The sequence below is a fragment of the Nitrospinota bacterium genome (assembly GCA_016208975.1).
GTDB lineage: Bacteria > Nitrospinota_A > UBA7883 > UBA7883 > JACRLM01 > JACQXA01.
The window spans coordinates 663,112-679,067 of sequence record JACQXA010000004.1 but is presented as its reverse complement, the minus strand read 5'-3'; the positions used below and the strand labels follow the sequence as shown (position 1 = coordinate 679,067).

Sequence of the window (15,956 nt, the reverse complement as noted above, 5' to 3'; positions counted from 1 at the left end):
CGTACTGAAAGGGCGGTCATGGGCGATAAAACCGGCGAAGGGGAAAAGCACTTCACCTTTGTGGACAAGCGCAAGCGCGGCTCCGAAGATGAGACCGTAAAGCCCGAGCCGTCGCCCGCCCCCAAAGAACCGGTGGAGTCCCAAGCCCCGCAGGAGGACGCCGAGGGCGCGGCCCCTCCACCCATAGATTTCTCCACCTTCATACTGTCGTTGTCATCTAGCGCGGTGTATCACATGGGCGGGTTTCAGGACCCGTATTCCGGGAAAACATCCATCAACCTGGATTTGGCCAAGCAGAGCATAGACATATTGGCCATGATGGAAGAAAAAACGCGGGGCAACCTTGCGCCGGATGAGCAAAGGCTTCTTTCCCACACGCTTTACGACCTGCGGATGCGGTTCGTGGAGCTGTTAAACCACAAATAATCCCGCCGGAAACAGGCAGGCAAGCTTTTCCCTTAACGGGCCACACTAAAAATCTCCACGGGCGAAAGCTATATAATCGGTCACCGCGGCATGGCCTCCACCGCTTCCTAATAGCAGGGCAACCTGGCCCCGGTGGTATGTGGAATGGTTTATCACGTGGAAAAGGATGTCCCCGGCGGCGGACTGTTTTTGATCCCCTTCGGTGGTTACATAGTCCACAATCCTGGAAAGGCCGTCCGACCCCATTCCAGCGAGGATTCTAGAGAAATCCATGGAGTTTTCGTCGATAGTTTCCTCCAACTCGTTTTTTGTGAGTATGGGGAACATCTCCGGAGCTTTGGCTTTTTCGCCATGCTCCAGCCGGTTCAGCCATAGCCGCTCCACGTTGACAGCATGGCCGATAACTTTATATGCCCGCTCATGTTCAGAGCCGTTGATGGGGAGAGAGCCCAGCGTCCGCCGGTTAGCGGCGGCGTTATATTCGAAAAGCTTCTTTAAGTTCGGGGCCCCGTCCATAATATCCGCTCCTCGCCTTTGATGGCTTATGTCACCAATATAACGGTGATTTTATCACGCCAGGCCCGGCGCAGGTTTTATAATGGGTAATTGGCTGAATATCCGGGAGATCATGAAACAGGAAAATTGCTTGTTTACTGGCGAGGCGGTGGCGGTGATAGGCGCCGGGGCGTGGGGTACGGCCATTGCCTGGGCGCTGGCCATGAACGGCCACATAGTGCGGTTGTACGCCCGCCGGGCGGAAATCGCCAACGGCATTAACACCAGCCGCGAAAACAGCGTTTATCTGCCCGGGGCTATTTTGCCGGACAATCTCCTGGCAACGGCGGACATGGACGAGGCTGTGGATGGGGCCAGGCTGGTGTTCTTCGCCGTGCCCTCCCAGTTCATGCGCGCCGCGCTTAAAACCTTTGGGAAACATGCGCGGGAAGACGCTATAGTGGTTTCGGCCGCCAAAGGGGTGGAGAACGAATCGCTGTCGCTCCCATCGGAAATGATAAGGCAAACCCTGCCGGGGCCGGTGGCGGACCGGTCATGCTTTCTTTCAGGTCCCACTTTCGCAAAGGAGCTTTGCCGAAAAAGCCCCACGGCGGCCACTATCGCCTCCACAGACCTGGAATCGGCCAAAGTGGCGCAATCGGCGTTGTCCTCCTCTTTTTTTCGTCTATATGTCCATAACGACATCATCGGCGTGGAACTGGGCGGAGCCGTCAAAAACGTGATGGCCATCGCCGCCGGGATAGCCGATGGCCTGGGGTTCGGCCATAACACCAGGGCGGCGCTTATCACCCGGGGGCTTATGGAAATGTCGCGGTTAGGTGTGGCCATGGGGGGCGACCCGCGTACATTCATGGGCCTCTCCGGGTTGGGAGACCTTGTGCTTACATGCACTGGAGACCTTTCCCGCAACCGCACGGTTGGATTGAGGCTTGGACAGGGGGAGACGCTCAAGAACATTCTGGAGTCCACCCGGTCTGTAGCGGAGGGGGTGGCCACCGCAATATCGGTTAAAGGGCTTGCCCAGCGGCACAACGTGGAGATGCCCATAGCCGGGGAGGTATATTCCGCCCTGTACGAAGGGAAGGATCCGCGACAGGCGGTGCTGGACCTTATGGCGCGTGGGTTGAAATCGGAGTTTTAGCGGATGGACGAGAAAACCATTAAAGAAATATTGGACAGGCTTCAAAGCAAGCGCATAACCGCCGCAGAGGCGATGCGGCTCCTAAAAAGCCATTCCCCGGTGGAACGTTTGAAGTTCGCGCAAATAGACCATCACCGGGCGGCGCGCCAGGGTTTCCCCGAAGTTGTGTATTGCGAGGGGAAGAGTGAAAAAGAGGCGGTGGAAATAATAAAAAGGCTCACCGCCAAAGGGCATCCCACCCTGGCCACCCGGGCCTCGCGGGGGATATATCTCAAGACGAAAAAATTCGCCAAAGCCGCCGTGTATCACGAGCGGTCCCGCTGTATCACCATCGAGCCGAAAGGTGGGGAAAAAACCGGTAACGTGCTGGTTCTTTCCGCTGGCACGTCGGACATCCCCGTGGCGGAAGAGGCGGCGGTGACGGCTGGAATCATGGGTTCGAAAGTCACAACCATTTACGACGTGGGGGTGGCTGGAATACACCGGTTGTTCAACCATATGGACGAGTTGCATAAAGCCCGGGTGATAGTGGTGGCGGCGGGAATGGACGGCGCGCTTGCCTCGGTGGTTGGGGGGCTTACCTCCCGGCCCGTGGTGGCGGCGCCCACTTCGGTGGGGTATGGGGCCTCTTTTGGTGGCGTTTCCGCTTTGCTTGCCATGCTCAATTCATGTTCCGCCGGAGTGGGAGTGATGAATATAGACAACGGATTTGGCGCCGGGGCGCTGGCACACAGGATAAACACTTTGCCTGAAAATGTCGCAGGGGGACGATGACCAAAGTTTATCTGGACTGCTTTTCTGGAATCAGCGGCGACATGGTGGTGGGCGCCCTGCTGGACGCGGGATTGCCACTGGAACTTTTAAAAGAACGTCTCGCATCCCTGCCGGTTGAAGGATACGAAATATCCTCCGCCAGGGTCAAAAGATGCGGCGTGTCCGCCATAAAGTTCGGCGTGGACGTGGACATGTCCAGACAAAAGGGGCATCGCCATTACAAGGATATCGTGAAACTCATCGAGTCTGCCCAACTTGCGTTGGAAGTGAAAGAAACGGCGCTAAGGATATTTGACATCGTTGCGGTGGCGGAAGGTGAAGTTCACGGGGTGGACAAGGAGAAAGTGCACTTCCACGAGGTCGGAGCGGTGGACTCCATTGTGGATATCGTGGGCGCGGCTGTCGGGTTCCATGAACTGGGTGTCACCGGCGTTGTATGTTCGGCTATCAATACCGGCTCCGGCATGGTGATGACGGAACACGGCCTGTTGCCAGTTCCCGCGCCCGCCACGGCGCTTATTTTGCGCGGCGTTCCCACCTACGCCGAGGGGCCGGAGAAAGAGCTTACCACCCCCACAGGCGCGGCCATCGCCAAGGCGCTTTCGGCCAATTTCGGGAACCGGCCATTGATGACGGTGGGCAAAGTGGCAAACGGAGCCGGGGGACACGATTTTGCGGACAGGCCCAACGTGTTGCGAATGCTATTTGGCGAGTCGGAGAGCTCCGGCTATATTCACGAAACCCTGGTGGAGATCGAGACCACAATAGACGACATGAATCCCCAGCAATACCCCGTGGTGATGGAAAAGCTGTTCGAGGCCGGGGCGCTGGATGTGACTTATACCCCCGTGTTCATGAAAAAAGGAAGGCCGGGAGTGGTGTTTACCGCACTGTGCCCCACAGCTTTGGCGGGTGATGTGGAAAAGGTGTTTTTCGTCCACACCACTACGCTGGGGTTGAGGAAACGGCCTGTGGAGCGGGTGAGCCTTGAACGCAATATTGTGGAGGCGGATACACCCTATGGCCCTGTAAAAGTGAAAATAGCCTATTTGCCCGATGGGGGCAGGAAAATTGCGCCGGAATACGAATCGGTGAAAGAAGTAGCTGAGCGGAGCGGCGCGCCCTTTGCGGAAGTGTACGAGGCGGCAAGGAGCGCTAAACTGGATTAGCCGTGAAAGCGGGGAATATTAAATGCGCCACCTAATGTATATACACCAATTCCCCTCCACGTCTGGCGATCTCGATAATCACACTGGCGTCGTCTTCGAACCACTGCTTTTTCCCACAAGGTATGGGTTCAATTCTATTGTCGCTTCGCGCCGCTACCCGCCACAGCAGGTTGATGTCTTGGCGGGCTCTGGCCTTGTCGAAACGGGGGGATACCACGATAACGTCTATATCGCTCATGCCGGTAGCGGTCCCGGCCGCCCATGACCCGAACACCACCCCGAATTCCACTTCAACGCCGTGGATTGTAAGGTCCCGCAGATACCCTTTGACGGATTTTATAATTGATTCTTCAACCATAAAAAAACCTTTTCCACTTTATCGAGGATAATCATGGCGTCCTCTAATGTTGGCGGAGCCGCATAACTATCCGGGTACCGCCCCTCAAGGTTAAACGCATTTATATCCGCCAGAACGTTCAAAGTTTCGTCGTTGATTTCAATTTTCCCCAGTTCGGCGAGTCTCGTCAAATTATGGCTTTTGGGCGCCATGTCACGATTGTTGCGGCAAAAATGGGCTTTTAGAATTTTCTCCACCGCAAGATGGATAAAAAACAGCCCATGGCGGATTCTGCCATTCCCGAGATTTTCCTTCCCAACCTGGAAATCCTCATCCGCGCTATTTGACCAGTACTGGATGTGTTTTTCTATGTCCATGGGATTGCGCCAATGTTTTCGGCATTATACCCCAACAGTGGAATATTATTTGAACCCTTCCTGCCGGAACCCCGTTGCCATGACGGCCCTTGCCGCATATTGCTGTCGGAGATGTTTTCAACCCCAGAGACATAAGAGATTTGAACTGAAAAAATGCAACGAATGGCGATAATCATCTTGACTTCGTCTGGGGGGGGGTAGGTCATATTGAATACTTCGTCTTCGCTGTCGCATGGTCTTTGGGGTAGAAGAACAACCAGGCTGGCTATAACCCCGCGCTGGAGACATTTCATAAATTGAAGGGCGACCTACGCACCCCATTGCTAACCCCGCCCCCGCCGCATATAATCAGCATTTATAGATGAAATATCCGCCCATGAAGGAGAGGTCCCGTTATGGCTATCAGCAAGGAGCTTCTGGAGATACTGGCCTGCCCCAAATGCAAAGGCGACCTTGTCCTCACAAAAAAAGGGGATGGGCTTATATGCAGGCAATGCATGCTCAAGTACGAGATAAAAGACGACATACCCATAATGCTCATCGACGAGGCCAGGAAGCTGGACAAGTTGCCGGATGAGGCGGCCTAAACTATCGGCGGCGGTAATCACCAAGAACGAGGAGGACAAGATAGCCGACTGCCTCCAAAGCCTTTATTTCGCCGACGAGATAGTGGTGGTGGATTCCGGCTCCACCGACCGGACCGTGGAAATCGCCCGGAGCATGGGCGCGAAGGTTATTCATAACGACTGGCCCGGCCACATCCAGCAAAAGAACTTCGCCATAGACCAGACCACCGGGGATTGGATATTGAGCCTGGACGCCGACGAGCGCGTTTCGGCTCAACTCCGGGACGAGATAATAAAAACCCTTGACCCCCTCCGGGCCGAAGGATACGCCATCCCCCGGCTGGTTTATTACATCAACAGATGGATCTGCCATTGCGGCTGGTATCCCGCGCGGAAGGTACGCCTGTTCAAACGGGGCGCGGGCCGCTGGGGCGGGGAGAACCCTCACGACAGGGTGTTCATGGAAGGCCGGGTGGCAAACCTGAAAGGCCACATCTATCACCTCTCTTTCGACAATATTTCCGAGCATCTGACCACCATCCAGAGCTTTACGGATATCGCCGCAAAAGAGCGGATCGATAAAGGATTGACGGCGGGATTCTGGTCCATGTTGCTCAGGCCGCCTGGCATGTTCGTGAAAATGTATTTTCTCAAGCTGGGGTTTTTGGACGGCATACCCGGATTGATCATAAGTCTCCTTTCGGCTTATCACGTATTCAGCAAATACGCGAAGATATGGGAAAGGAGCCAGCGATGATAAAACGCGCGCTAAAAAGGGAGTTCGACAGCGGCAGGGCCCCCCTTTATGTGATGGCGGCCACGCCGGTGGCTCTTATGGCCGGTTTTATTCTGCCCCCACCGTTTGCGCCCGCGCTATCCGCCTTCTTTTTTTTCCCGGTTTTTTTCTATTACACGCGGCGGGAAGCATACGGCAAACTTTTCAGCCTCAGCGTGTTTTGGATTTTCATCCACTTCACGCTGGTGATGGGGGCAAGCGCCATCGCTACAGCGCCATCCGGCCCGCCCATGGAGCAGGATTGGGTTTATTTCATCCGTTCCGGTTTCGAGGCGTTTGATCCCGCGCGAAGTATCGCCGCGTTAATATATTCCTGCATGCTTTCAGTGGTTTCCGGTGGCGTTTTATTTCTTTTCCGGACGGCTATGGTGGTCTCACATGCGGCCCAAACGGCAGGTTCCTTCCTTAACGAGGGCAAAGATATGTCCGTTCTTTTATCCCCGGCGCGGCTGTTGGCCCTCGCCAGAGGGGCCGGGCATCTTATGGCGGGCATGGGATTGTCCACGGTTTTTTACATGAAACTGGAAAGCCGCCCCGTGGTATGGGACGGCCCGGCTAAGGTTATCATCACCGGGGTGGCGATAGTCCTGGCCTCCATTTTCCTGGAAATGGTTTTCGCTCCAAACCAGAATCCCGTTTTTTCAGCCTGATACACCCAAATCCGCCACTACGATCTTCGCGACAGAATAATCACAAGATGCGACAGTATTGTCGCTCTTGGCCAGTTTTCCAAATTAGAAATGGCTGTTAAATCAAGAGGATATGTTTTGGCGCCAATACTGCTACTAATTAGGTTGTCTATCGATGCTTAACGGCACGATATGGTGAAAGTTTGAAACAGGGCCTTGAGACCCGCCCCCCTAACATCTTGGGGCCTTGTAATTAATACCCGTGGAAGAACCCCCTCTCTTCCACGGGTTTTTTATTGGCGGCCGGGCCGGATGATATCTTTAACTATCGAGAAGGTGGAATAAAACCCCAGCAGGGCGAATATGATTAAAAAAGAAACGCCGTAAGAGTTTACAAAAAGTTCTGAGGCGTCGTTGTTTTGGACTAGCGAGTAACAGCCGAAGAAACCCACAACCACCCCGAACAGGCGGAACACGTAAGCGTCCACCGTGCGCCAAAAATTATTTCCCATAACTTCCGTATCAATTTGCATTGTTCAAGGTTATCGGGCGGGAAAAGGCAAGTCAAACCAAAAAACCCGGTTGGAAGTTTACACCCGCCTGGTTGTCACAAAGAGTTGTTCTTTAACCTGGCCATGGCTTTTACGGCCACACTCCGCATTGTCAGCGCAAGGAACGTTATGGCGGCGATGGTTTCCAGCCATGCGGGCGTCCAGTGCGCGGCCTGGCCCATGGCCGCCAGCGGGTCTATGTTGATAGCCGCATATATCATATCCAGCGTTATCCCCATGGCCACGGCGCATACGGCTATGGCGGCAAGGTAGATGACGGTGGATTTCAGGCCTAATACCCGCCGGACCGTGGCGATGGAGACGATGTTTGTGGCCGGGCCGGAGAGCATGAAAACCAGCGCCGCGCCCGGTGAAAGGCCTTTTAATATCATGGCCGCCGCCAGCGGGGTGGAGGCCGAGGCGCATATATACATGGGTATCCCGGCCACCAGCATTACCAGCATGGGCGTAACGCCTCCGCCGAAGGCCCTCTCGAAAAAGTCCGGCGGCGTAATAACGTTCACAATGCCAGCCAGTACAAGCCCGGCGGTAAGCCACAACGCCAGGTCGTCCATCAGCTCCACGAAGGCGAACCTTACGCCATCTCTCAACCCATGGATGATGCCAGCCCCTTTGGCGCGGGTTGCGCTCAATTCGCAAGACGCGGACGAGCAACAGGAAGCCCCGTTTTCATGGGCATGGGAATGTTCCGGCTCTCCATCGCCGAAATAGTTTTCCAGCGCGCCAGCGGAGAATGCCGTTATGAAAGCCGCGATGGGCCGGAAAATGGCGATCACCGGGTCCAGCAGGGCCAGGGAGATGGCTATGGAGTCCACCCCAGTCTCGGGGGTGGATATGAGGAATGCGGTGGTGGCGCCTTTGCTGGCCCCCATTTTTTTCAAGGCGAACGCCGCAGGGAGTACGCCGCAGGAACAAAGAGGGAGAGGCACTCCATACACCGCCGCCCGGAACACCGGCATAAGGCCGGGGCCGCCCATGCGCGCTTTAACCGCCTCGAAAGGCATGAAGGCTTTTAATATTCCGGCTATGAAGAACCCGGCCAGCACATACATGGCCGATTCCCGCAATATATCCCAGGTGGCTAGCAAAACTTCGATTAAGAAATCCATTGCGGTTGTAAACAACAGGCCCAGCCAGTATTGAGAGCTTCCGTTAAATAACTCTATATAAATTCATTCTAACGTAAGGGGAGTACGGCTTCCAGTTTGCCGGTGACTGGGTTCCGCCTGATAATCGCCGACTCACCCCGGACTAGCCCGCTTTTAGTGACAACTTCGCTGGTCTTTCCGCCGGACGTGACTGTTACCCGTGCGGACTTGTCTCCGGACGGCAAATCGAAAACCTTGTAAATGCCGGAAGGCTCAAATCCTGCGGCTGGAGGTATTTCCAGAAGGGCTAGGGGTTTAGCGCCCTGGAAAACCCGTATAGTGCCGCCGTCCATTGTCTCGTAATGGAGAATAAGCCTGGTTGTGGAACCGGTCTCAAGCTCCATGGGAAGAGCGGCCCACAACCTGTCCAGTCCCACCAGCGCCGCCGCAAGCATGATAGCCGTTAAAGTAACCACTATCTGGCGCTTCACTCCGGCCCCATAGGGTTTGACTCCTGTCATCATCTCCCGCGCGGTGTCCGCGATTGCGGCTGGCAGTTTATCTTTCTCCCCCGGCTCCAATGCAATCAGCGCCACCCGGCCCCTGTCCACACGTTTTTTCAAAAACGGTTTTCTCGCATGGAACAAACGGTCGTGGGCATAATCGCTCCCCAGCCTGCCGTCGCACGTAAATGAGGCGCACCGGGCCACCATGGCGAACCGGGCGTTTTCTTTCAGCGCCAGCTCAACAAGGCCCGGATATACCTGCCCCGCGCATGCCACCGGGATCAGCTTCACTTTTAGCCCATCCACTTCTAACCATTCCTGACCGCCGTAAAGTTTATTGCACACATAAGCCAAGGCTCCGGCGTCTGTATTCTTGAAACCCTCGGTGGCGGAACGGATAGTTTCGGTGGGGTTGGAAGGCAGGTCCATCGCCCAGAAACCGCAAGAACCCACGCATACCCCGCAGGCTTCACATTTTGATTCTGTAACGGTGGCCAGCCACGGCCATTTATCGTCCGCCGGGCGCGGCTCCATGAGTATGGCCTCATACGGGCAATCTTTGGCGCAAAGGCCGCAACCTACACACCGGTTTCCAATTACCAGCACGGGTTTTCGTTTGACGCGCCAGACCATAACCGCCGGGGCTGAGCATATGGCTATCGCGCCCAGCGCCGTCAACCACATGAACAGCGCCGATGGGGTTTGTGGAATCCACGCCAACGGAGCCATCAGGAGCCAATCGAATTCCATGGCTCCGGGCAAACGCTGGAAATCCCCTTTTGAAAAACTTGTGGCGGGCGCTATAAGCGCGGCCAGCGCAAGGCCAGCCACACATGCGGCCATCATGCCCCTGCCCGGCCAAAGTCTGGGCGTCGCTAGCCTTTTGAAATGACCTGCCAGCAAAACCACCGCGATAATGGGAGGGGCCAGATGGGCCGCCAACAGCAAAATCATGGTACGGGACGTTATCTCCTCCGTCACCATGAAAGCCGACGGTCCCTGATGGCCGATAAGCGTCTCAAGACACGGCAGGGCATGGGAAATTACCCCCACGCTCCTATCATCCATGGGTAGCGCATACCCCGTAACACCCTGCCACAGGGTAAACGCCATAAGCCCCATCCCAAATGCCCAGGGCGCTCCGCCACCCCTCATGGCCCTGCCGCTAATAACGGCCCTGGCCATGTGCGCCGCCACCAGAATTACCAGCAGGTCCCCGCCATGCCTGTGGACGCCCCGGAGAACGGATTTAATCGAGAACCTGTCATCCGTGGATAAAGAAGAGTAGGCCTCTTTTATGTCCACCGAATAGTAGAGAAAAAGAATTACGCCAGTTACCGTGAGCGTCACCAGCAGGAAAAAAGCCATAGCCTGGGCTCGGGGCCATGGATTGAGCGTTGATCGCAATGATTGTTTGTCGGCAGGGTTCATTATGGATGCCGGATCACTTCAGAAATGTGAGAGTGGGAAATGTTGGGAGATCATTGCCATTTATTAATCGAAAAAGCCGCGGCGCCCCATCCGGCCACCGAAAGGAATGGAATCTCGAACATTCCCAGGTTCTCCTCGGTCAATCCGAACAGCCCCTCGGCGAATCCGCCTTCCACCAGCGCCAGCCCGCCAACGGCGGTCAGCGCTATCAGCCCCCCCGCGGCCAATGAGCCGCGCCAGCTGGAATGGGTCATGACGGACAAAGCGATGCCCAGCGCCACCGGGGCCGACAGCGTCAGGTAGGCCACCAGCTTGAAAGGGGCCCATCCTTCATTCTCCAGCGATGTGTCGATGTAATACGTGCCCATCCTGAAAGATGCCAGGCCGAACACCAGCCCCGCCACAATCCCCGTTACGGCCGCCCGGCCGCCCAGAAGAAAATATGCCGGGAGCGACACCACAAGCATCGGCACGAAGATGGCCGAAGATGTTTCGTAGGCCGAGGCGGTGGCGAAAAGCCCCATCTCCCCGGTTTTCATGGAAGAATCCAGCAGGGCGCCCAATGCGCCGGCGCCCACCACGGCCGCTATGGTCTTTATTTCCCGCGGCGTTATGAAGGCCGGAGACTTGGTGGATGTATGCACATAAACCGGCCTGGATGAAATTGTGTCCTGATCCCGGTTTTCCTCCATGGCGCGCAGTTTTTCCTGCTCCCTTTTTAACCGGGCGAACTCCCCCTCAATGCGTTTCTTCTCGCTCTCCACCACCTTCTTTTCGCGGGACACCCGGGCTTCGCCCAAATCCAGGTATTTGGCCAGCGCCGCTTTCATCTCGGAAGCCGACTGAAACCGCGCGTTAGGCTTTTTCTCCACGCATTGGAGAACGATGTTCATCAACCCCCGGTCCACCCCGTCAATGGCGGGCGGTGTCAGCGTGGCGTGGTTCTGGATAACCTCTTCGGTGGATTTGCCACGCATTGGGTTAGCCCCCGCCAGGATTTCATAAAGCGTCAACCCCAGGGCGTATAAGTCCGCCCTGGGTTCCGGCGGGCTACCCTCGAAAATCTCCGGGGCGATATAGGGAAGGGTTCCGGCAATGACGGGCCGCTGGCCCGAGGGGCCGCAGATGACCCGGGCGATACCAAAATCCATGAGTTTCACCGTGTTCTTGCCGGTTTCTATCATGATGTTCGCCGGTTTTATGTCCCGGTGGATGACGCCGTTCTGATGGGCGTATTCCAGCGCCTCGCAAACCTTGTAGGCCACTTGCGCCGCGGGTTTGGAGGCCAGCCGCCCGTCTTTCTGGGCTTTAACAATGCTCTCCAGCGTACGCCCGTTTACCATTTCCATAAGCAGGAAGGCCATCTCGCCATCCCGCTCGAAGTTTATAAGGCGCATTATGAGCGGATGCGTAAGCCGCATGGCCACCTGCGCCTCGCTCTTTAGCTGTTCAATGGCCCTCTCGTTCCTGCTCATGGCCTTTTTGAGAAGCTTGATGGCCACTTTTTGCTGGAGCTGATTGTCGAACCCGGCGTAAACGGCGCCCATGCCCCCCTCGCCCAGCTTTGCGGAAATGGTGTAACGCCCTTTAAGGGTGGTCATCACGACGCTGTCACCAGCGGAGCCTGCGGGCTCCGGAATGACTTCCGGCCCACCCTCCAGCGAGATGGTCTTGTTTATGTCCTCGGCCAATTTCGAGGCCTGATTGGGATCGAGCATTTTTTTTTACCGCAGTTTTAATTTTGCCAGCCCGCGTTTAAAATCAAATTCTACCACCTCCAAACACTCCAATAAACCACGATGGGCAGGTTTGTTATTCAAATAGAACCCGGCATTCGTTAAAATACAGCCTTTAGTTCAGGGAGTAAGATGGGCAACGAAGAGATAATAAAAATGGGTTCGGCGAATTTGACCCTCAATTACGGCAGACAGCCTCTGGCCATAGTGCGGGGGAAGAACTGCCATGTGTGGGACGCCGACGGGAAAAAATACCTGGATTTCATGACGGGGCTTGCCACCGTAAACCTGGGCCATTGCCATCCGGCGGTGGGCAGGGCCGTAAAAAAGCAGATAGACCGCCTGTGGCACATCTCCAACATATACTGGACGGAGCCCCAGGCCATATTCGCACGGGACCTGGTAAAACGGCTGTACAAGGGCCGGGTGTTCCTGTGCAACAGCGGCACGGAGGCCAACGAGGCGGCGTTGAAACTGGCCCGGCGCCATTCCACCGACAATTACGGCCCGGACAGGACCCACGTTATCTCCTTCGAAGGCTCGTTCCACGGGCGCACCATGGGGGCGCTTTCGCTCACGGGTCAGCCCAAGTATCACGCCGGGTTCGGCCAGATGTTGCCGGGCGTAAGCCACGTTCCCTTTGGCGACCTTGCGGGGGTGAAAAACGCCGCCACGGACAAGACCTGCGCCGTGATTATCGAGCCTGTGCAGGGGGAAATAGGCGTCCGCGTCCACGGTAAAAAGTTCATGAAAGAACTAGCGGCTTTCTGCCAGTCCAAAAACCTCCTGCTCATTTTCGACGAGGTGCAGACTGGTTTCGGGAGGACGGGCAAACTCTTCGCGTGGCAGAACTACGGCGTGAAACCGGACATAATCACCCTGGCCAAGGGCATAGCCAACGGGTTCCCCATGGGCGCCATGTTCGCCAGGGAAGACGTGGCTAAAAGCCTGGTTCCCGGCACCCACGCGGCAACCTTCGGCGGCAATCCCCTAGCCTGCGCCGGGGCTGTGGCGGCGCTGGCGGAGCTGACCAGGCCGGGGTTTCTGGAGAATGTCCGGTCGCTGGGGGAGTACGCCAAAAAGCGCCTTGCCGCTATAAAGAAGAAGTTCCCCTTCATCAAGGAAGTCCGCGGCATGGGGCTTATGATAGGGATTGTGCTGGACCACCCTTGTGAGCGGCATGTCAAAGCCTGCGCGGAAAAGGGGCTACTTGTAAACTGCGCCAACGGAAACGTTATAAGGCTCTTGCCGCCGCTTACGGTGAAAAAGGCCGAGGTGGACAGGGCGCTCTCCATACTGGAGAAAGTTTTGGGAAATAACGCATGAAACGGGATCTGTTGAAGCTGTCGGACCTTACCCGGGCGGAGATGCTGGAGATTTTTGATATTACCGCCAGGCTTAAAAGCGAGCGCAAACGGGGCGTGGCCCATCCGGCGCTGGCTGGCAAATCCGTGGGGATGCTGTTCAACAAGTCCTCCACCCGCACGCGCATATCCTTCGAGGTGGGGATATACCAGCTCGGGGGGCAGGCGGTGGTGCTGTCCGGCGACAGGATACAGATGGGCCGGGGTGAAACGCCGGAGGACACGGCCCGGGTGTTTTCCCGCTATCTGGACGCGCTTGTCATCCGCACCTTCGCCCACGAGGAGGCCGAGGTTATCGCCCGCGCCTCCACCATGCCGGTGATAAACGCTTTGACCGACAAATACCACCCGTGCCAGATATTGGCGGACATGTTCACCATCATCGAAAGACGAGGGAGTCTGGACGGGGTAAAAGTAGCTTATGTGGGGGACGGCAACAACGTTTCCCATTCGTGGCTGTTGGGTTCCGCCGTCATGGGGATAAAGCTTTCCGTCGCCACGCCAAAAGGTTACGAACCCGCCGAAGACGTGGTGGCCGAGGCCAGGAAACTGGCCGCCAGCTCCGGCGCGGTGATAGGGCTTACCCATGACCCCAGGGAGGCCGTTAAAGGCGCAGACGTGGTTTATACAGACACGTGGATAAGCATGGGGCAGGACGATGAGGCGGAAATCCGCCGGAAGGCTTTTGACGGTTACATGGTGGATTCGGCCTTGATGGCCGCCGCCGGGCCAGGCGCGATATTCATGCACTGCCTGCCAGCCCATCGGGGCGAGGAGGTGTCCGCCGAGGTGATGGACGGCCCCAATTCCGCCGTTTGGGATGAAGCCGAGAACAGGCTACACGTGCAGAAAGCCGTGCTGATGAAATTCGTTGGCTGACCGGCGCCCGGGGCAGGTTATTTGCCTATGGCCTTTTTAAGCAGGAAAGCCGCGGCCACGATGAACCCCACCACCCCTAGTACGATGCTTACAGTTTCCATATTGACAATCCCCTGAACAGGTTAATGGAGAAATGTGGAAATCCTCCTCCCGGTTTGCGGGAGGTTCTGGTTATTTGCCAGATTTAAGCGCTTTTATCCGGGCCGTTACCGCCGCGGCGCCATCCGCCAGCCCGGCCTGATCGAAAAGCAAAAGGGCCTGCCTGGCGAACTGGAGTGCCCTGGCGCCGTCTCCCTCCGATTCATATAATCTTGAAAGGCCCAAGGCGCTCTCGGCCCCATCGGCCACAGGGCTTTTGGCGTGGGCGATGGATTTTGTGAAACATTCCTCGGCCTTTTGGCGCTCTCCACCGGCGGCGAACCGCTCCCCGGCCAGCCTGTACGCCCGCGCCTTGGCTAACGGCGCTTCCATCTCCCCGGCGATTCTTAAAACATCGCCGTTGGAGTTGGCGGAAGCCAATATGGCTTCCAGTTCGCCCAGCCGGGCATCGTCCGCCGTCCTTATCCGGGCTTCCTCTTCGGTCTCCCAGCCTTTTCGGGCGAACGCCGGGCGGTCCTCAATGTTTGGCTCCGTATTCCTTTTGGGCGCGCCGTAATATCTTTTATAAAGCTCATAGGCGTAGGGCGCCAGCATAACAAGAAACATGGCGATTATCCCTACCGTGACCGGCACATGTTTAACCGCCACCGCGCTCACTATGTCGTATCCGCTGGTTCCGCCTTGCATCTATAAATCAACCTTTCCGAGACTGAATACTACTATGGGTTTTCAGGAGACCGGCTCTATCACCGGAATCCCCAACACCGAGAATTCCACCCACCTCACGGCGAATTTCAGCAAATCCCCGTCATTGTTCCGGATGTTCTCCACCGTTTCAGGCTCGATTGCGAACTTCTGCAGAAACGAAGTGTCAAAAACGAATTGCCTGAACCGGTCCAGATCATAAAAGGCCAGATGGATCATTCCGGCCTTGCGTTCATCCAGCGCGCCGGGTTCGCCCAAGCTGGGGTGGAACGCCAGCCTGGCCATAATCTCGTTGTGGGCGTTATATTCGTTGGCGCCCTGGTCCAAAACCCATTCCTCCAGCCGCCACTGTTTGTCTTCCTTCCAGCCGAGGCAATGCTCCTCCTCAACTTTAAAGAACATCCGCTCTCCCGGTTTCCCGTTGGCTCCGGACGAGGCCCCTTGGCCCAGCGGGTAAATCCTGCAAGCGGTGGGGCGGTCGGAATAAACGCTACAACCCCCGGCCGATACGTATGGGCATGAGCCGTCGGCTCCCATTTTCATTAGAACCACCGGCAGGCCGATATATTCGTCCAGCCCGGTTACTGTGTGGGAAGCCAGGAACTCGAAAGATTTTACGCCCAGCCGGTTTTTTAACCTCAGCACATCGTAGGGGGTAAGGAACAGGTTCGGGTTTTTACAGCACGACGTCCAGCACGAAAGGCCGCTATGGCACCGGAACCGGAAGCTTTCCCCCCAACCTATCCTGGGGAGTTTTTCCACAGCCTCGTGAATGTCGTGACGCGCGCCGCCGGATGAGGAACCACCCGGAGTTTCCATTTGACCGGACATTTTATTATCTGGAT

The 15,956-nt window shown here is 56.4% G+C and carries 18 protein-coding genes; 9 read left to right on the top strand and 9 right to left on the bottom strand.

What is annotated here, in order from left to right; genetic code table 11:
- The first annotated feature begins 18 nt into the window (after nucleotides 1-18).
- A complete protein-coding gene (locus HY751_06865) occupies nucleotides 19-426 on the top strand; it encodes a DUF1844 domain-containing protein (protein ID MBI4666111.1) in 408 nt (135 codons plus the stop codon).
- Between the two features lie 45 nt (nucleotides 427-471).
- On the opposite strand, the gene HY751_06860 is transcribed toward HY751_06865, so the two are convergent.
- A complete protein-coding gene (locus HY751_06860) occupies nucleotides 472-942 on the bottom strand; it encodes a DinB family protein (GenBank protein ID MBI4666110.1) in 471 nt (156 codons plus the stop codon).
- Between the two features lie 112 nt (nucleotides 943-1,054).
- Here HY751_06860 and HY751_06855 point away from each other — a divergent pair, with 112 nt between their 5' ends.
- From HY751_06855 to larC, 3 genes are read left to right on the top strand one after another with little or no spacing between them, the layout of a single operon-like run.
- Nucleotides 1,055-2,083 (top strand): NAD(P)-dependent glycerol-3-phosphate dehydrogenase, encoded by a 1,029-nt coding sequence (locus tag HY751_06855; protein MBI4666109.1) that lies wholly within the window; start codon nucleotides 1,055-1,057, stop codon nucleotides 2,081-2,083.
- Nucleotides 2,084-2,086: 3 nt separating this feature from the next.
- The gene (gene larB, locus HY751_06850) at nucleotides 2,087-2,857 is read left to right on the top strand and encodes a nickel pincer cofactor biosynthesis protein LarB (protein MBI4666108.1); all 771 of its coding nucleotides are present in this window, start codon (nucleotides 2,087-2,089) and stop codon (nucleotides 2,855-2,857) included.
- Nucleotides 2,854-4,026, top strand: coding sequence for a nickel pincer cofactor biosynthesis protein LarC (larC, locus tag HY751_06845; protein ID MBI4666107.1), 1,173 nt, complete (start codon nucleotides 2,854-2,856; stop codon nucleotides 4,024-4,026). Before larB ends, larC begins: the two co-directional genes overlap by 4 nt.
- 31 nt (nucleotides 4,027-4,057) lie before the next feature.
- Here larC and HY751_06840 read toward each other — a convergent pair whose 3' ends face one another.
- Together HY751_06840 and HY751_06835 are read right to left on the bottom strand one after the other, a co-directional pair.
- On the bottom strand, nucleotides 4,058-4,384 hold the full coding sequence (locus HY751_06840; protein ID MBI4666106.1) for a nucleotidyltransferase domain-containing protein: 327 nt from the start codon (nucleotides 4,382-4,384) through the stop codon (nucleotides 4,058-4,060).
- Nucleotides 4,363-4,740 (bottom strand): HEPN domain-containing protein, encoded by a 378-nt coding sequence (locus tag HY751_06835; protein ID MBI4666105.1) that lies wholly within the window; start codon nucleotides 4,738-4,740, stop codon nucleotides 4,363-4,365. Before HY751_06835 ends, HY751_06840 begins: the two co-directional genes overlap by 22 nt.
- 395 nt (nucleotides 4,741-5,135) lie before the next feature.
- On the opposite strand from HY751_06835, the gene HY751_06830 reads away from it, so the two are divergent.
- Genes HY751_06830 through HY751_06820 form a run of 3 tightly spaced genes read left to right on the top strand, consistent with a single transcriptional unit; the run spans nucleotide 5,136 to nucleotide 6,752 of the window.
- Nucleotides 5,136-5,327: a Trm112 family protein gene (locus HY751_06830; protein ID MBI4666104.1), complete on the top strand. Its 192-nt coding sequence runs from the start codon at nucleotides 5,136-5,138 to the stop codon at nucleotides 5,325-5,327.
- Nucleotides 5,314-6,063, top strand: a complete 750-nt coding sequence (locus tag HY751_06825; protein ID MBI4666103.1) for a glycosyltransferase family 2 protein — start codon at nucleotides 5,314-5,316, stop codon at nucleotides 6,061-6,063. The genes HY751_06830 and HY751_06825 overlap by 14 nt, the downstream gene beginning before the upstream one ends.
- Complete coding sequence (locus HY751_06820) at nucleotides 6,060-6,752, top strand: hypothetical protein (protein ID MBI4666102.1); 693 nt, start codon at nucleotides 6,060-6,062, stop codon at nucleotides 6,750-6,752. The genes HY751_06825 and HY751_06820 overlap by 4 nt, the downstream gene beginning before the upstream one ends.
- A 272-nt stretch (nucleotides 6,753-7,024) precedes the next feature.
- Here HY751_06820 and HY751_06815 read toward each other — a convergent pair whose 3' ends face one another.
- The 4 genes from HY751_06815 to HY751_06800 all read right to left on the bottom strand — a co-directional run bounded on the left by HY751_06815 (nucleotide 7,025) and on the right by HY751_06800 (nucleotide 12,046).
- Nucleotides 7,025-7,243, bottom strand: a complete 219-nt coding sequence (locus tag HY751_06815) for a hypothetical protein (GenBank protein MBI4666101.1) — start codon at nucleotides 7,241-7,243, stop codon at nucleotides 7,025-7,027.
- Nucleotides 7,244-7,338: 95 nt separating this feature from the next.
- A complete protein-coding gene (locus HY751_06810; protein MBI4666100.1) occupies nucleotides 7,339-8,412 on the bottom strand; it encodes an SO_0444 family Cu/Zn efflux transporter in 1,074 nt (357 codons plus the stop codon).
- 68 nt (nucleotides 8,413-8,480) lie between these two features.
- Nucleotides 8,481-10,265 (bottom strand): hydrogenase iron-sulfur subunit, encoded by a 1,785-nt coding sequence (locus HY751_06805; protein ID MBI4666099.1) that lies wholly within the window; start codon nucleotides 10,263-10,265, stop codon nucleotides 8,481-8,483.
- 113 nt (nucleotides 10,266-10,378) lie between these two features.
- Nucleotides 10,379-12,046, bottom strand: a complete 1,668-nt coding sequence (locus HY751_06800) for a protein kinase (GenBank protein ID MBI4666098.1) — start codon at nucleotides 12,044-12,046, stop codon at nucleotides 10,379-10,381.
- Nucleotides 12,047-12,196: 150 nt separating this feature from the next.
- Here HY751_06800 and HY751_06795 point away from each other — a divergent pair, with 150 nt between their 5' ends.
- Together HY751_06795 and argF are read left to right on the top strand one after the other, a co-directional pair.
- Nucleotides 12,197-13,390: an aspartate aminotransferase family protein gene (locus HY751_06795; GenBank protein ID MBI4666097.1), complete on the top strand. Its 1,194-nt coding sequence runs from the start codon at nucleotides 12,197-12,199 to the stop codon at nucleotides 13,388-13,390.
- On the top strand, nucleotides 13,387-14,307 hold the full coding sequence (gene argF / locus HY751_06790; protein MBI4666096.1) for an ornithine carbamoyltransferase: 921 nt from the start codon (nucleotides 13,387-13,389) through the stop codon (nucleotides 14,305-14,307). Before HY751_06795 ends, argF begins: the two co-directional genes overlap by 4 nt.
- A gap of 171 nt (nucleotides 14,308-14,478) precedes the next feature.
- Here the strand turns inward: argF and HY751_06785 are convergent, their stop codons facing one another.
- Nucleotides 14,479-15,093 (bottom strand): hypothetical protein, encoded by a 615-nt coding sequence (locus HY751_06785; protein ID MBI4666095.1) that lies wholly within the window; start codon nucleotides 15,091-15,093, stop codon nucleotides 14,479-14,481.
- A 42-nt stretch (nucleotides 15,094-15,135) separates the two neighbouring features.
- The gene (locus HY751_06780; GenBank protein MBI4666094.1) at nucleotides 15,136-15,942 is read right to left on the bottom strand and encodes a YkgJ family cysteine cluster protein; all 807 of its coding nucleotides are present in this window, start codon (nucleotides 15,940-15,942) and stop codon (nucleotides 15,136-15,138) included.
- Nucleotides 15,943-15,956: the final 14 nt, after the last annotated feature.